Consider the following 16218-nt stretch of genomic DNA (forward strand, 5'->3'; position numbering starts at 1 on the left):
CCCTTAGCGGTAGCTTAGGGCCACTTAATGCAAGCGAAGTCGTTGAAGCTGTCGAGCGTAGCGAGACCGATGAGGGGAACCTATCCTCTGGCAGGGCCTTTCCCGTGTCCGAAGTTCCCCTCATCCGTCAGCCCTTCGGGCTGCCACCTTCCCCCGAGGGGAAGGCTTTTGGGGGGCTATCAGCCGATGACCTGCAGCTCCTTGGGGTACTTATTGAGCACCTCGCACCCGTCCTCGGTGACCATCACCAGGTCCTCGATGCGCACCCCGAACTCCCCGGGCAGGTAGATCCCCGGCTCTACGGAAAAGACCATGCCGGGGGCGCACACCGCGTCGGAGGCCCCGGACACGTCGGGGGGCTCGTGGCAGTCGATGCCGCAGCCGTGGCCCAGCCGGTGGGTGAAATAGGGGCCGAAACCCCCGTCGGTGATGACCTTCCGGGCGATGCCGTCCAGCTCGGACAGGGGCACGCCGGGGCGGGCGGCGGCCTCGGCGGCTTCGTTGGCCCGGCGCACCAGCTCGTAGACCTGCCGCTGTCTGTCGCTGACCTCCTGGTAAAAGACCGTCCGGGTCATGTCGCACCAGTACCGGGAGATGGGGGTGAAGATGTCGAAGATGACGCTGTCGCCGGGCTTCAGCACCGTGGCGTCCCCGCTGTGGTGGGGGTCGGCCCCGTTGGGGCCGAAGCAGACGAGCTGGGTTCCCTCACAGTCGGCTCCCCGGGCCAGGAACTCCCGGTTCACCAACGCGGCCAGCTCGTTTTCCCGTACCCCGGGCCGGAGGGCGGCGATGGCGGCGGCAACCACCTGGTCGTTCATGGCGGAGGAGTGGCGCATGGCGGCCCGCTCTTGGTCGTCCTTGGTCATCCGGGTCACGTCCACCGGGTCGGAGCCGTGGACGGGGACCACGTCGGGGCGGTGGATCATGAGACCGATCAAAAATTTGCTGTACCAGAATTTGTCGATGCCCAGCTTTCCCGGCTTCACGGCCTGGGCCAGCTGGGCCACCGGGTCGTCGCCGTCCTTGTGGGCGACGAAGGGGAGACCCGGCTGGGAGGTGAGGCCGAAAATCTCGTTGCCGAAGAGGACGGCGGAGCCGCCGGCGTCCAGCAGGAGGGCGATCATCCGCTCGTGGGGCTCCACCCAGTGGCCGGTAAGGTAGAAGAGGGAGGTGGTGGCGGTGACCAAGATCTGGTCCAGCCCCGCCTCTTTCATGCGGGCGGTGACCCGCCGCAGTCTGGCGTTGTCCATGGCGCTACGTCCTTTCTCATATGGCAGATACCGCCATTATAGCACCGGCGGAATGGCCTGGCTATCGGCCCCGGGTAAAAATTTCGCCGGGCCTGTCACAAAACGGGGGGCAAGTCCGTTATAATATGTGAAAACCGGTTTTCAGGAAAGGAGATGAGCGGATGGAAGCCCAGGGCATTGCCACCCGGGAGGAATTCAGCGCCGCCGTGGCCCAATACGGGCAACCCCTGCTGCGCTACTGCCACCACATCCTCTGCAATTATGAAGAGGCCCAGGACGCGGTGCAGACCGCCTTCCTGAAGGCCTGGGAGGGCCGGGAGCGGTTCCGGGCGGGGACGAGCCTCTCCGCCTGGCTCTACCGGCTGGCCTACACCACCTGCGTGGACCTGCTGCGGGCGCGGAGACTCCGCCCGCTGCCCCCTCCCGCCTTCGGGGGCCGGGACTACATCGGCCCCGAGCTGCGCCGGGCCCTGCAAACCCTGACCGCCCGGGAGCGGGCGCTGGTGTTCGGCCGGGTGATGGAGGAGCGGCCATACAGCGAGCTGGAGGAGATCTACCGCATCCCCGCCGCCACGCTGCGCAAACGATATGAGCGGGCCAGGGCCAAGCTGGCCAGGGCCCTGACGGAACAGGAGGGGACTTATGAAACGCAATGAGGAAGAGGCCCGCATCTTTGCCGCCCTCTCCCGGGTGGAGACCCCGGAGTACGACATCGCCGGGGCGGTGGAGGAGGCCATAGAGGCGGGGAGCCGCCCCCAACCCCACCCGCTGCCCCGTGCCGCCCTGCTGGCGGCCTGCCTGGCTGGGGTCCTGCTGCTGGCTGCTGCGGCGGCGGGCATCTCGGGGGCCTGGCGGTACTTTTTCCGCTCGGAGCTGCCCCAGAACGCCGTCACCACCGTGGGGGTGAGCCAGACGGCGGGGGACTACACCCTGACCCTGGAGGACGTGGTGGTGGACGACAACGGGGCCATGCTCTTGCTGGCCCTCAGCCGGGCGGACGGGGGGGACATCGACCCGGAGGCCTCCCTGCGGACCAACAGCATTCATGCCACGCTGACCGTGGACGGAAAGACCTTCCTGGGCTCCAGCGGCAGCGCCAGCAGCCCCGTCCAGGACCCCAAGAAGGTGTATTTCTGCTTCGAGACCCGCTCCCCCGGCAGCCGGGAGAGCCTGCTGGGCAGGACCATGACCTTTGAGGCCGACGGGGTGGCCGTCCAGCTCCGGGAGCCCGACGGTTTCTACCAGCTCCGGGAGAAAAAGCCCGCCGACCTGTCCCCCCTGGCGGGGGCCTGGGCGGGGGAGCCCTTTGCGACCAACCACTGGGAGAAGGAGGTCCAGGAGACCCTGGCCGCCGCCATCGAGGCCCAGAATTTGAACGTGCCCCTGGGCGGGGCGCTGGGGGAGGAATTCCCCGGCTTCGCCCTCCGGGGGGCGCTGATGACCGACGACGGCGGGCTGCGGGTGGCGGTGTCCTCCTCCGGCCGGGTGCGGTCGGGGGACCGGGTATGCACCTCGGTCAGCGTAGAGGCCCTCACCGACCGGCGCACCGGGGAGCGGTACGAGTACGCGGGGGGCCAGGGCATCAAGCTCTCCGACGGCAGCAGCGCGGTGCTCTGGTACTGGCGGGACTGCCCCTTGACGGTGGAGGACCTGCCCTATCTGGAGATGGAGGTCACCTACGCCGTGGACCGGGTGCTCTCGGAGGAGCCCTTCTCCCTGACCTTCCGGGCGGATGGAGGCTCCGCTGTCCGCGTGGACCTGGAGGGGACGCTGGAGGTGGAGGGCGTGACCCTCCACCCCGTCCAGCTGCGGCTGTCCGCCCTGGGGCTGACCTTCTACTTCGACGACAGCATGGACACCGCCCACGTGGTTTACGAGGCCGGACTGACCCCCGTCCTCAACCTGGAGGACGGCACAGTGCTGGAGACCGAGTGGCACGGCGGCTACGGCGGGGAGGACGGCCAGTGCGCCATCGCCTTCGAGGCGAAGGACGAGGATGGCGGGCAGGTCTTTTTCGACACGGCCCAGATCCGGTCCGTCACCTTCGGCGGCCTGACGGCGGCCCTGCCCTGAGGGGCAGGCGGGGAATGGAAAGAGCAGAGGGGGAGCGGCTTTGGCCGCTCCCCCTCTGCTTTTAGCAGGAGATAAACCGGATGCTTGGGATGGCGGACAGAATCAGGGAGGGGGCCAGGCGGCGGCGGTGCCGAGCTCTTCAATACAGAGCGATGGACAGAATTCCCTGGGGTGTTTTGCAGGAAGTTATTCTTTAGAAGAAAAGGGCAAACCATGGAGGGAGGGGAAAGGGACAGAGGAGCACATTGGACAGAACTGTTCAAGAGAACAAAATTTTTGTTGATTGTTGTTCGAAATCGGACTATACTAAAGAAAAAGAACGTGCCGGCCTTGCCGGAGAAGAGGGGTGGAGCATGCGGAGCAAGCAGAACAGGGCTCTGGGGATCCTGGAGCTGCTCAAACAAAACGGCACCATGTCGGTCAGGGAGCTGGCCGAGACCTTCGACGTGTCGGAGATGACCATCCGCCGGGATCTGGAACTGCTGAAGAAGACCAACGAGCTGGAGCGCAGTTACGGCTCGGCCACGCTCCGCAAGGGCCGCCAGGATACAGGGCGCGGCGGCGAGCCCTATGACATCCGCTTCGAGCAGATCAAAAACAGCGAACAGAAAGAGCGCATCGCCCAGTATGCCGCTACCCTCATTGAGTCCCAGGATATGCTCATCATGGACAGCGGCACCACGGTGGGACGGCTGGCCCGGTATGTGCCGGAAAACGAGAATATCTCAGTGCTGTGCTACAATTTTGGAATTCTCACGGAGCTGCGGCGGCGGATGGGGGTGAACATCATCTTCTCCGGCGGTTATTACTATCCCGAAGACGAGATGTTTATCTCCAACGAAAGCCCGGACTTTATCCGGGGACACAGGGCCAATAAGGCGTTCCTGGCCGCATCCGGGTTCCACCAGACGCTGGGGGTAACCTGCATCCATTCCCACGAGGTGGAGATGAAGCGGGCGGACATCGACTCCTCGGCCACCCGGATCCTGCTGCTGGACTCCAGCAAATTTGGGGTGGTGAAGCCGTCTTTTGTTACGGAGACCAGCAATATTGACATTCTCATCACCGATTCCGGAATCAGTAAGGAGTGGCGGAGCATCGTCACCGACATGGGGATCGACCTCCGGGTCGTGTAGGGCCGTAGAGTTAAAACAAAAAAGGCGCGGACAGGCAAATGCCTGTCCGCGCCTTTTTTGTTTTAATAAACATAATGTTTGATTGGACAGTGCACATTGAACAAAACGAAGAGGGAAAGTTTGGATATGATGCTAATTATGGCTAAAAGCCTTGACGAAACGGGTCGATAATGATAGCATTCAAACATAGAAAGAAACAAACAAGCAATATTGTGTTCTATTGAACAAATGAGGTGAGCGGTGTGGACGTGATGGCCATCACAGATGACTTGACCGGGGCGGCAGATTCAGGGGGCTATTTTACCGACCGGGGACAGGCCTTGACCATCTTTACCGGGGAGGACGGCGCGTTCCAACCGGTGGAGGGCCGCATCGTCTCGGTCAATCTCTCCTCCCGCAATGTGACGGGAGCGGAAGCCAAGCGACGGCATTATGAGTTATGCAGGAGGCTGGCCGGAGGGCCGGAACGGCTCTACATGAAGAAAATCGGCACCGGCTTCCGGGGGCGGGACGCCTTTGAGCTGGAGGGGATGTTGGAGGCCATGCCCGGTTATCTGTGCTTCCTCATCGACAACGCCCCGGACCTGGGGACCTTTACCCTTTATGGACACCAGTACTGCGAGGGGCAGATCCTTACCAAGTCTCTTTACGCCAAGGATCCCATCTTTCCTCCCACCCGGTCCTACATCCCAGAAATCCTGGGACAGGACACAGCCTTGTCCGTGGCCCTGGTGGACCTGGACGCGGTGAAAGGGGGAGATCTGCTGGAGGCTGTTGGACGGGCGGTGGAGGCGGGGAACCGGATCATCGTCTTCGACGCAGTTACCGCGGAGGATACCCTACATATCATCGAGACGCTCCAGCCCCACTATCCCAAGGTGTTCTGGACCGGGTCCCTGGGACTGGCCGACGCTCTGGCCTCCTACCTGTACGGCCCGCCCCACCCACGCCCGGCGGTGCGCCGGGACATCCGCTCGGTGTGCTTCTGTGCCTCGGCCTATGAGACGGCCCGGAGACAGATCGCCTACTCGGCCCGGCGGGGGCTGAAGGTGGTCCGTCTGGATGTGGATGCCCTGCGGGACGGAGACACCGGCGCGGTAGCTCGGACTGTGGACGAGATGATCGGGGCCGACGGAGATGGAAACGTCCTTCTGGCGCCCTGCGTGGAGCGCTGGTCCGGAAAGCCGGGCACCAGTGAAGCCATCATGGAGGCCTTTGGCGCCTGTGCCCCCGCTGTCTGCGGGGCGCTGGACTTCCAGCGGTTGGTGGTCATCGGCGGAGAGACAGCCCAGCGGATCTTCCGGGCCATGGACATCCGCCGGATCTCCCTGAGCGGAAAGCCGGAACCGGGTATCGCCGAGGGGGTCATCGACGACGGGGATCTGGCAGGCCGGGAGTTCGCCCTCAAGGGCGGGAGCGTGGGCAGTGACCAGGCTTTAGAGAAGATGCTCTGCCGCTGGGGCGGAGAGGAGGAAGAAACGTGAGCAATACCTGGGAACGAGACTTTCCGCGGGAGACGGAAGAACTGCTCTACTATACCAAGCTGGTGTACGACAGAAAGCTGGTGTCCGCCGCGGGGGGAAACGTGAGCATCCGCTGCGGGGACAATGTCCTGATCACCGCCAGCAACGACTCCCTGCGGGACGTGCGGGGCGAGCATCTTTTGCTGTGCGATCTGGAGGGGCGTGTGCTGGAGGGGGACCCAAAGCGAAAGCCCTCCAAGGAGACGGGGTTCCACATAGGGGTCTACCGCAACCGCCCGGAGGTCCACGCCGTTATTCATGCCCATCCCTGCTTTTCCACCATTCAATCCATGGAAGCGGAGCGTATGCCGCTGTATACCGACTCGGCCAAGCTCAAACTGGGGCGGGTGCCCGTTATCCCAGAGGCGCTGCCCGGCTCGGAGCAGCTGGCCCAGTACGTGGCCCAGGCGGTGAGTGAGGGGACGCCGGTCTTCGCCTATCTGTTGGAGGCTCACGGGATGATCACCCTGGGCAGGACTATGAAAGAGTGCTTTGATCTGGCCGAGCTGCTGGAGGATACGGCTAAGATCGCCGTGATCAAAAAACTGCTGGGGCAATAAACGCGCGCAAAATCCAAGGTCGGATATCACATATTGGAATTCAAAAAAGGAGAGAGCATTATGAAAACGAGTAAAAAGACCCTGTCCCTGGTCCTGGCAATGGCCCTGTGCGCCGGTCTTCTGGCCGGATGCGGCGGGGGCGGTCAGACCGCCGATCCCTCCGCTCCCGCCCAGTCCGCCGCCGGAGGCGGCGAGACGGTCCAGCCCATCGTTTTTACTGTTACCGCCGACGTCACCGGCGCCCGGGCCCCCTATGTGGACCGCTTTGCCGAACTCATCAGCGAAAAGACTGAAGGCCGCTACCAGGCCGACGTCATCGCCGCCGCCTCCCTGGGAAATGCCGCCGATATGGCCCAGATGCTCCAGATGGGCACCCTGGATATGCTTATGAGCGACGATATGTCCATGGATGGCGTATTGGACGGCGCGCTGGGCTTTGCCTGGCTGCCCGGTCTGGTCCACGACTATGAGGAGGCCGACGCCTACTACAATAACGGATGGATCGCAGATCAGCTGGCCCGGGTCATGGCGGAGAACGGCCTTATCCGTATTTCCTCTTATTGCAATGGTTTCCGCCAGGTGGGCAACATGAAACGGCCCATCGTGGAGATGAGCGATCTGGCCGGACTGAAGATTCGCACCCCCTCCGTGGAGTCCATTGTCAGCTTCTATGAGAAGTGCGGCGCCCTCCCCGTCATGATTTCCGGCTCCGAGGTGCTCTCTGCCCTCCAGACCGGCACTGTGGACGGGCTGGACAACGCCGTGTTCAACTACACTAACCAGGGTATCACCGACGTTATCACCCACATCACCGAGATCAACTACTGCTATTCCGGCGGCTGCTTCCTCTCCGGCCAGTCCTTCTGGGACAAGCTCAGCGCGGAGGACCAGGCCATCTTTGCGGAGTGCGCCCAGATTGCCTCCGACGAGTTTACCGAGTACTTCCGCAACGAGACAGACGCCATGACCCAGAATGGCGTGGACGACGGCCAGTGGGAGGTCTCCAAGCCTTCCGCCGACATGCAGGCCCAGCTGGAGAAGATTTATCAGGAGATTTGGGACGAGTCCTACGACAAATACGGCGCCGACATTATGGACCCCATTATCTCCGGGGACTATAAGACCCTGTCCGGAAAGTAAAAGATCCGTACGCACCCCGGGGACCGGAGGCCGCCCTGTCCGCCTCCGGTCCCGGGGCCTTTCTTCAACCATTTTACGCAAGGGAGGAAATGCCCTATGACGTCTGATTCCGGCTTTGTCCGAGCCTTTCACGGGCTCAACCGCGGCCTGGTGTCCATCGAGACCTTCCTCATGGCGGCCTTCACCGTGGCGCTGGTAGGTGCCATCTTCATCGAGGTGGTGTGCCGCTACCTGCTCTTCATCTCCACTGCCTGGTCGGAGGAACTGGCCCGTTATCTTTTCATCTGGTTGACCTACGTGGGCTCCGCCTACGCCCTCAACGAGGGGGGCCATATCGAGATCGACGTGTGCCAGCAGGTCATCGAAAAGTCCAAGCTCAAGCGCAAGGATGTGGCGCTGAAAGTGCTGGAGGTGGTCTCCATTGTCAGCACCACCCTCTTCCTGGTGGTATTCAGCAAGATATTCTGGGACTATATGATGGTGATCTGGGCTTCCACCCAGACCTCCCCCACCATGCGCATCCCCATGGGGCTGATCTACCTGCCCGTCTTTGTGGGGAACGTGCTCGGCGTGTTCCACTGTGTCCACCACTTGGTGGTCTGCCTTTCCGCGCCCGCCCGGACGGCGGAAAACGGCTGAGGCGACTTGGTATAGAAATGGAGTGATTCGATGTCTCCCCTTGCGGCTCTGTTGCTGTTTATCATCTCCTTTATGGTCGTGGCCATGCTTTTCAAGATGCCGGTGTCCTACGCCCTGGGACTGTCCTCTCTGCTGGTGCTGGCCTTCAGCGGAAAATCCGTGGTGACGGTGGCCCAGTACTCCTTCTCCGGCATCGACTCCTTCGCCCTGCTGGCCATCCCCTTCTACATTTTTGCCGGCTGTCTCATGGAGTACAGCGGCATCTCCCGGATGCTCATCAACTGGATCAAGTCCTTGGTGGGCCGGGTCCGGGGAGCCACCGGCATCATCACCACCTGCGCCTGCATGGCCTTCGGCGTCCTCACTGGCTCGGCCATGGCCACCATCAGCGCCATTGGCAAGATCATGGCTCCAGAGATGGAGAAGGACAACTACCCCAGGGGCTATATCTCCGCCCTGCTGGCCGCCACCTGTTTCCTGGGTATCCTGATCCCGCCCAGTGTACCGGGCATCATGTTCGCCCTGGTGTCGGGGGCTAAAATCTCGGAGGTGTGGATGGCTACCATCGGCCCCGCCTTCATCTTTGCCGTGGGCTACTTCGTCATCAACTATTTCCGTGTGGGACGGCTGGAGAAGAAGCCGGAGAAGATCTCCGCCTCTCTGGGACAGCACGCCTCCGAGATCGGCCGCAACACACTGAAGGCCTTTCCCGCTCTTCTGATGCCCATCATTATCTACGGCTGTATCTACGGAGGCATCTGCACCGTCACCGAGGCGGGCGCCCTGAGCGCTGTGTACGGCATCCTTTACTTCGTCATCGTCAAGGCCACCAAGAAGTTCGACGTGAAGATTTCCCTCTGGCAGTGTTGCGCCGTGGCCGGCGCCTCCACCGCCACCATCGGTCTGCTGAACGCCTTTTCCACGGTGGCGGGCAAGGCCATGACCCTTACCGGCATTTCCAACTTCCTCTCCAATGCCATCACCAGCAACATCTCCAGCAAGGTGCTTTTTCTGATTATGCTTAACGTGCTCTTCCTCTTTATGGGCACGTTCATGGACATCAACGCCACCGTTCTCATCATGACCCCGCTGCTGCTGCCGGTGGCACAGACCTACGGCATCACCGCTATCCACTTCGGCACCATCATGCTGGTGAACATGTGCGTGGGCTTTCTGACGCCCCCCTTCGCCGTGGGCATCTTTGTCAGCTCCAAGATCGCCAATGCCAGCTTTGGTGAGACGGTGAAGGAGGCCATTCCATTTATGTTCGTGGGCCTCATCGCCATCATCGTTACCACCGCCTTCCCCGGGTATGTGAACTTCTTTGTCAATCTGTTCACCTGATCCGGCGCGGCGGCCGTTATATTCATTCCGTTTGGAGGGAACAATCATGTTTGGAAAAGAAGTCCGTCTCCAAAGGCTGATGCCCCAGGGAGACGGCCGCTATTTCGGCCTGACGGTGGATCACGCCATCGGCCGCGGTGTCCTGCCGGGGCTGGATACCATCGACGAGACCATCCGGCTGATGGTGGAGGGGAAACCTAACGCCGTCACCATGCAGAAGGGGATTGCGGAGCACTGCTTCCGGCCATACGCGGGACAGGTGCCCCTGGTGCTCAAGTGCACCAGCTTCGGGGTCTACCATTTTGACGAGGATATCCCTTTGGCCGACGTGGAGGAGGCGGTGCGCATGGGGGCCGATGCCGTCTCGGTGGGCTGTATCGTGGGGGGCGACAACCAGCGCGGACAGGTGGAGATGCTGGCCCGCTACGCCAAGGCGGCCGCCGCCGTGGGTATGCCCCTCATCAGCCACATCTACCCCCGGGGCAACCGGATCCCCAAGTCCCAGCAGTACGCGTGGGAAAACGTGGCCTACGCCGCCCGGGTGGCGGCCGAGGTGGGGGTGGACATCGTCAAGACCAATTATACCGGTGACCCGGAGAGCTTTGCCAAGGTGGTGGCCGCTGCCCCCACCCGGGTGGCCATCGCCGGCGGGGAAAACTGCCGCAGCGCCAGGGACTTTCTCCAGATGACCCGGGACGTGCTGGATGCCGGCGGCGTGGGGGCCACTTACGGCCGGTTTATATTCCAGTATCGGAATCCGGTGGCCCTCATCCGGGCGGTGGACGCCGTTATCCATGGGGACGCCTCTGTCCGGGAGGCCGTGGGCCTGCTGGAGGAGCTGGAACACAATGCGGGGTGAGTACATGTATTTGAACTTTGACCAGAGCAAGCCCGAGGATGTGGCTGCCTTCGGACGGGCCACGGTGGACCTCTACGCCAACGAGTTTGGACCGATGGAGGAGGCCGTCACCTTTACTAAATACGTGGGGGGCTCTCCGGCCAACACCGCCGTGGCCATGGCCAACCTGGGACTGAAGGTTGGCTACGTGGGCAAGGTCTCCGACGACCAGTTCGGCCGGTTTGTGGTGCGCTATCTGGCGGAAAAGGGGGTGGACACCTCCCATATCGCCACGGCGGAGCCGGGGGTGCGCTCCGGCGTCACCATGGGGGAGCTGCTCTCCCCCGAGCAGTGCAGCTACTTCATGTACCGCAAGGACTGCGCCGACCTCCACATCACCTGCGGCGAGCTGGACGAGGCCTATATCGCCCGGCATAAGATGCTCCTTGTCTCCGGTACCTCCCTGACCCACTCTCCGGCCCGTGAGGCGGTGTTCCTGGCCATGGAATATGCCAGGCGGAACGGCACGGTGACGGCGCTCGACCTGGATTTCCGGGAGTGCACCTGGGACAGCCCGGAGGAGGCCAGCCTCTACTACACCCTGGCTGCCGAGCGGGCCGACATGGTGCTGGGCACCCGGGAGGAATTCGACGTGATGGAGCGGCTCTTTTTGACGGGCAGTGGAGACGACGAGCGCTCCGCCCGGAGGCTTTTAGAGAAGGGCGTAAGGCTGGTGTCCATCAAGCGGGGTAAGCGGGGCTCAGTCATTTACACGTCCCAGGGAAAATGGGAGGGCGGCATCTATCCGGCCAAGGTGGTCAAGACCTTCGGGGCCGGGGATGCCTATTCCGGGGCCTTTGCCTATGGGCTTTTAAAAGACAAGCCCATGGAAGAGGCGCTCCGCTACGCGGCGGCAGCCTCATCCATTACCATTTCGGGACACAGCTGCTCGGCTTCCACGCCCAATCTGGAGGAAATCCTGGCCTATATCGCCAAATATGAGGGTAAATAAAAGGGACCGGCTGGAGAGAGACTCCCAGCCGGTCCCATCCATTTGTCAGGACGCTGTCTCAAAACATGGTCCAGCTTTGAAACAAGGGTGCAGCCGGAGGGTTTGCTTTGAAATCCGGCGGCGGCCGTGCTATAATAAGAACTCACGGCGGCCCGCCTTTCTGGCGGGCCGTCCCACTTTTCCAAGACAGGACGGATAGACCATGACAGAAAAAGAAGTGGCGGAGCTCCGCCGCCGGTACAAGCCGGAAAAGAACAGCATTTCCCACATCCGGGGCTGCTGTGTCAATGAAAACAGGGAGATCGTCTCCCAGTTCGACCAATCCCTGGGCCTGATGAGCGAGGATGACAGCGCCATGATCCTGTCCACCCTCCGCAAGACCCTCTCGGGGGGGATCGGGAAGAACCTGGCCGACATCGTCTTTTCCACCCAGCAGGTGGTGGACAGCCAGGAGCACCGGCTCCTGATGGCCCTGCGGGACTCCAATCTGACCGACGAGGCGGCGGTGCAAGCCCTGTTCCAGAAGGTCATCGACACGGTGGAGATGGAGGGGAACTACCTCATCCTCCTGGCCCGGGACGCCTACGACGTGGCCTTCCGCTCCGGGGACGGGGAACAGCAGGCCGACGCCGGGAGCGAGACCTTTTCCTACATCCTCTGCTCGGTCTGCCCGGTGAAGATGACCAAGCCCGCCCTCAGCTACCGGGCCAACGAGAACCGCTTCGGCCACCTGCCCATCGACTGGGTGGTGTCCGCCCCCGAGCTGGGGTTCCTCTTCCCGGCCTTCAACGACCGCTCCACCGACCTCTATGGGGCCCTCTATTACAGCCGGGACACCGCCGACAGCCACCCCGGCTTCGTGGACGCCATTTTCCACGTGGACCCCCTCATGCCCGCCCAGGCCCAGCGGGAGACCTTCCAGTCCATCCTGGCGGACAGCCTGTCCGACGACTGCTCCCTGGAGGTGGTCCAGGGGGTGCAGGGCCGGCTGCGGGGCCTCATCGAGGCCCATAAGGAGAGCAAGGCCGAGGAGCCCCTGGTGGTGGACCAGCACGTGGTGAAGAAAATGCTCTCAGCCTGCGGGGTGGCCGAGGGCCAGACCGAGACCTTTGAGGCCCGGTACGCCGCCGAGTTCGGCGACGGCAGGGCGCTGAGTCCCAAAAACCTGGTGGACACCGCCCAGACCGAGATCAAGACCCCGGACGTGACCATCCGGGTCAGCCCCGACCGGGAGGACCTGGTGGAGACCAGGGTCATCGACGGAAAAAAGTACATCCTCATCCGGGCCGACGAGGGCGTGGAGGTCAACGGGGTGAATATCCATATCTCCTGACAGGGAAAGACGGCGGCGCGGCATGAGCCGCGCCGCCGTCCTTGTTTATTTTTCAGGCCCCAGCACAAGGGGCTGGAGCTGCTCGCCCCGGAGGGCGGCGGCGACGGTGTCCGGGACCAGGGAAAAGTCGGCCACCAGGGAGGTGGGCTTGCCCACGGGGTCGTCCTGGCGGAAGGGGACGAAGTAGACGTGCTTTTTGTCCAGGAGGGTCCCGATGCTCTTGGCGGAGGAGGCCAGGCCGTCGTTGGTGGAGACGGCGATGATGAGGGGCCGGCCGTTGCGCAGGTGGGCCTTGGCCGCCAGGGTGACGGTGGTGTCCGCGATGCCGGCGGCCAGCTTGCCCAGGGTGTTGCCGGTGCAGGGGCAGATCACCAGAGCGTCCAGGGTTTGCTTGGGGCCGATGGGCTCGGCTTTCTGCAAGGTGTCCACCACCCGCTTGTCGCAGATGCGCTCCATCTCCCGCATGAAGTCATGGGCGTTGCCGAAGCGGGTGTCGCAGGCGGCGGAGGCCTGGGAGACGATGGGTGTCACGTCCCCGAAGCGGGCCTTCACCTTCTCCAGGGCGTCCAGGGCTTTGGCATAAGTACAAAAGGAACCGCAGAAGGCAAAGCCGACGCGGCAGGATTCCAATTCCATGGTCACACTCCTAACTCGGTCAAAATATTGTAGATCGTATTCTTGATGGCCAGCCCCGCCGTGACGGGGGCGGTCTTGCCCGGGAGGGACAGGGCCCAGATGACCTTGACTCCCAGCTCCGCCGCCGCGGTGAAGTCCACCCCGCCTGGCTTGGAGGCCAGGTCGATGACCAGACACCCGGGCTTCAGATCGGCCAGCTCCGCCCGGCCCAGCACGGGGGCGGGAACGGTGTTGATGACCAGGTCGTAGCCGCACAGCCAGCCGGAGAGCTGGTCGGAGCGCTCCACCCCATAGCTCCACACCTGGGCCCAGGCAAGGTCTGTGTAGTTCCTGGCGGCCACGCTGACGGCGGCCCCCAGCCCGCGCAGCTGCCGGGCCAGCACGTGGCCAAGCCGTCCGTAGCCCACCACCAGGGCCTTGGAGCCGTGGAGGGTGATGGGCAGCTCCTCCATGGCGATCTGGATGGCCCCCTCGGAGGTGGGTACCGCGTTGGCCACCGCCAGCTCCTCCCGGGCGAAGTAGTCCCGGAGAGTGAGGCCCCGGGCCTCGGCGGCCTGGACCAGCCTGGCGTCCGCCATCCCGGCGCAGAGGAGCTGGCCGGGGCGCAGGGTGTCCAGCACTTGGGCCAGGGGCAGGCGCAGGGAGGAGAGGGGGGCGTTCAGGTTCTCCCCGTCGGCGGCGGGGAGGGGGAGGACCACGCAGTCGGCCACCGCCGCCCCCGCCAGGCCGTCGGCGGCCAGGGACGGTTCGCCCCCCCGGTCCAAGGCGTAAGTATGTACCGTGTGCCCGTCCTCGGCCAGGGACCGGGCCAGGGTCATCTGCCGGGGGTCTCCCCCGATGACCCAGAAATTCAATCGTTGCCGCATAGGCGTTCCCTCCATATCACTTGCTGGGCCATCCTATTCCGGTGGTGGGCGATGGGTGCGCGGTTGCGTTTGGGGCGGGAAGCTGGTACAATGGGAGCAACCTGTGGATAAAGGAAGCGGAATAATATGGAGTACACCATTGAAAATAGCGAACTGACCCTGACCGCCAGCACCTTCGGCGGGGAGCTGCACAGCCTGACCACCAGGGAGGGACTGCCTCTGCTGTGGGACGGCAGGGCGGAGATCTGGCCCCGGCGGGCGCCGGTCTGCTTCCCCTGGGTGGGGGCCATCGAGGATGGCTGGTATGAGGACCGGGGCTTTCAGTACCGGGAGGCGGACAGACGCCACGGCTTCGTCCGGGACATGGAGCACCTGTTGGTGGAGCGGACGCCGGAGCGGCTGTCCTTCCGGCTGGAGTGGCCGGGGAGCTTGGCCATGTGGCCCTGGGCCTTCTGGTTCGAGACGGTCCACACCCTGGAGGGAAGCTCCGCCGTCACCACCTGCACGGTGGAGAACCGGGCGGGCCGGTCCATGCCGGTCCAGTTCGGGTTTCACCCGGCCCTGCGGTGCCCCTTCCTGCCGGGGACGGCGGTGGAGGAGTACCAGGTGCGCTTTGAGAGCGGCCGGGTGGTGGCGCTGGATTCTCACATCTTCGACGACGACTCCATCCGCTATACCGACGTGGGGGCCTGGGCCCGGCTGGAACACAAGGGGACGGGCAAATATTTGGAGGTGGAGACGGCGGGCTATCCCAACGTCCTCCTCTGGAGCAAGCCCGGCATCCCCGGCTTTGTGTGCATCGAGCCCTGGCAGGGCTATCCCGGCCTTGGCCACGACCTGATGGGCCGACCCGGCGCCCAGCTTATGGAGCACGGGGAGAGAAAGAACTGGCGGCAGGCCGTCACGGTCAATCTCTGATGGGCGGGGCGGTCTGTGAAGAGGGGATGATCCCCCTCCAGGGCGTGCCCCAGTATGTGTCGGTGCGGGCGGATCGGCAGGACGCCCCGCTGCTGCTGTACCTCCACGGGGGGCCCGGCGACGCCGCGCTGCCGCTGGTGCGCAAGTACAACCGGGCGCTGGAGCGGGACTTCACCGTGGCCGTCTGGGAACAGCGGGGGACGGGGAAGTCCTATTACCCCTTCGGCGGCGGGGAGCGGGTGACCATCGAGGTGTTCCTGGAGGACCTCATGGCGCTGACCCGGTATCTGCTGGAGCGGTTCCACCAGGAAAAGCTGTACCTGGTGGGGCACTCCTGGGGGAGCGTGCTTGGCCTGCGGTTCCTCCAACGGCACCCGGAGCTGGTCCGGGCCTATGTGGGCTGCGGCCAGGTGGTCCATATGAAAGAATCCTGCCGCAGGGCCTATGACTTCGCCTGCGCCGGAGCCTCGGGCAAGACGCTGGAAAAGCTGAGGGGCATCGACTGCGCCTACACCGGGGAACACTGGCTGGACGATCTGCTGTTCGTCACGGGGCAGGTGGTGAAGCAGGGGGGCTCCCTCTATGGAAAGAGGAGCTACAACAGCCTTGTGGCCCCCTTCCTGTTTTCGGGCCAATATGGGCTCAAGGACCTGATGGGGCGGCAGAAGGGGTCGCTTCAGTCCCTTCAGCGGCTATGGCCGGAGCTTATGGAGACCGATTTTGAGGACGTCCGCGCCTATGGTGTGCCGGTGATCTTTGTGGAGGGCCGGCACGATGCCCACGTGTCCTCGGCCCTGGCGTGGGAATACTATGAGACCATCCGGACCGAAAAACGGTTTTTCTGGTTTGAGGCGTCCTGCCATTTCCCCCAGTGGAGCGAGAGCGGGCGCTTCAATGAGCTTATGGCGGAGGTCCTGCGATAAAAAAGCCCCCTGTCCCGATACGGGACA

16 protein-coding genes are annotated in these 16218 nt (G+C 63.5%); 13 read left to right on the forward strand and 3 right to left on the reverse strand.

The features are described from left to right. Nucleotides 1-179: 179 nt before the first annotated feature. On the reverse strand, nucleotides 180-1250 hold the full coding sequence (locus AAEU42_RS03630) for a M24 family metallopeptidase (protein ID WP_342232167.1): 1071 nt from the start codon (nucleotides 1248-1250) through the stop codon (nucleotides 180-182). 161 nt (nucleotides 1251-1411) lie between these two features. Between AAEU42_RS03630 and AAEU42_RS03635 the strand changes: the two genes are divergently transcribed. The 11 genes from AAEU42_RS03635 to AAEU42_RS03685 all read left to right on the forward strand — a co-directional run bounded on the left by AAEU42_RS03635 (nucleotide 1412) and on the right by AAEU42_RS03685 (nucleotide 12848). Then, complete coding sequence (locus AAEU42_RS03635) at nucleotides 1412-1906, forward strand: RNA polymerase sigma factor (protein ID WP_342232168.1); 495 nt, start codon at nucleotides 1412-1414, stop codon at nucleotides 1904-1906. Next, on the forward strand, nucleotides 1893-3323 hold the full coding sequence (locus AAEU42_RS03640; protein ID WP_342232169.1) for a DUF4179 domain-containing protein: 1431 nt from the start codon (nucleotides 1893-1895) through the stop codon (nucleotides 3321-3323). Before AAEU42_RS03635 ends, AAEU42_RS03640 begins: the two co-directional genes overlap by 14 nt. 353 nt (nucleotides 3324-3676) lie before the next feature. Then, a complete protein-coding gene (locus AAEU42_RS03645) occupies nucleotides 3677-4459 on the forward strand; it encodes a DeoR/GlpR family DNA-binding transcription regulator (RefSeq protein WP_342232170.1) in 783 nt (260 codons plus the stop codon). 233 nt (nucleotides 4460-4692) lie between these two features. Beyond that, nucleotides 4693-5943: a four-carbon acid sugar kinase family protein gene (locus AAEU42_RS03650; protein WP_342232171.1), complete on the forward strand. Its 1251-nt coding sequence runs from the start codon at nucleotides 4693-4695 to the stop codon at nucleotides 5941-5943. After that, nucleotides 5940-6542 carry a class II aldolase/adducin family protein gene (locus AAEU42_RS03655; protein ID WP_342232172.1) on the forward strand — a complete coding sequence of 201 codons (603 nt, stop codon included), beginning with the start codon at nucleotides 5940-5942 and terminating at the stop codon, nucleotides 6540-6542. Before AAEU42_RS03650 ends, AAEU42_RS03655 begins: the two co-directional genes overlap by 4 nt. Before the next feature lie 60 nt (nucleotides 6543-6602). Further along, nucleotides 6603-7682: a TRAP transporter substrate-binding protein gene (locus AAEU42_RS03660; RefSeq protein ID WP_342232173.1), complete on the forward strand. Its 1080-nt coding sequence runs from the start codon at nucleotides 6603-6605 to the stop codon at nucleotides 7680-7682. A gap of 96 nt (nucleotides 7683-7778) precedes the next feature. Then, nucleotides 7779-8321 (forward strand): TRAP transporter small permease, encoded by a 543-nt coding sequence (locus AAEU42_RS03665; RefSeq protein ID WP_342232174.1) that lies wholly within the window; start codon nucleotides 7779-7781, stop codon nucleotides 8319-8321. 51 nt (nucleotides 8322-8372) lie between these two features. Beyond that, entirely contained in the window at nucleotides 8373-9665 is a 1293-nt protein-coding gene (locus AAEU42_RS03670) for a TRAP transporter large permease (protein ID WP_342232175.1), read from the forward strand. Between the two features lie 46 nt (nucleotides 9666-9711). Then, nucleotides 9712-10524, forward strand: coding sequence for a class I fructose-bisphosphate aldolase (locus AAEU42_RS03675; protein WP_342232176.1), 813 nt, complete (start codon nucleotides 9712-9714; stop codon nucleotides 10522-10524). Next, entirely contained in the window at nucleotides 10514-11515 is a 1002-nt protein-coding gene (gene iolC, locus AAEU42_RS03680) for a 5-dehydro-2-deoxygluconokinase (RefSeq protein ID WP_342232177.1), read from the forward strand. The genes AAEU42_RS03675 and iolC overlap by 11 nt, the downstream gene beginning before the upstream one ends. A 202-nt stretch (nucleotides 11516-11717) precedes the next feature. Next, complete coding sequence (locus AAEU42_RS03685) at nucleotides 11718-12848, forward strand: DUF4317 domain-containing protein (RefSeq protein WP_342232178.1); 1131 nt, start codon at nucleotides 11718-11720, stop codon at nucleotides 12846-12848. Nucleotides 12849-12893: 45 nt separating this feature from the next. Here AAEU42_RS03685 and AAEU42_RS03690 read toward each other — a convergent pair whose 3' ends face one another. Both AAEU42_RS03690 and dpsA read right to left on the reverse strand, forming a co-directional pair. Next, nucleotides 12894-13484: a dipicolinate synthase subunit B gene (locus AAEU42_RS03690; protein WP_342232179.1), complete on the reverse strand. Its 591-nt coding sequence runs from the start codon at nucleotides 13482-13484 to the stop codon at nucleotides 12894-12896. Nucleotides 13485-13486: 2 nt separating this feature from the next. Continuing rightward, nucleotides 13487-14350: a dipicolinate synthase subunit DpsA gene (dpsA, locus tag AAEU42_RS03695; protein WP_342232180.1), complete on the reverse strand. Its 864-nt coding sequence runs from the start codon at nucleotides 14348-14350 to the stop codon at nucleotides 13487-13489. A gap of 126 nt (nucleotides 14351-14476) precedes the next feature. On the opposite strand from dpsA, the gene AAEU42_RS03700 reads away from it, so the two are divergent. After that, on the forward strand, nucleotides 14477-15268 hold the full coding sequence (locus AAEU42_RS03700) for an aldose epimerase family protein (protein ID WP_342232181.1): 792 nt from the start codon (nucleotides 14477-14479) through the stop codon (nucleotides 15266-15268). Next, nucleotides 15268-16191, forward strand: a complete 924-nt coding sequence (locus tag AAEU42_RS03705) for an alpha/beta fold hydrolase (protein WP_342232182.1) — start codon at nucleotides 15268-15270, stop codon at nucleotides 16189-16191. The genes AAEU42_RS03700 and AAEU42_RS03705 overlap by 1 nt, the downstream gene beginning before the upstream one ends. The last annotated feature ends 27 nt before the right edge of the window (nucleotides 16192-16218 follow it).

It is taken from the genome of Pseudoflavonifractor phocaeensis, from assembly GCF_038439875.1.
Taxonomy (GTDB): Bacteria; Bacillota; Clostridia; order Oscillospirales; family Oscillospiraceae; genus Vermiculatibacterium.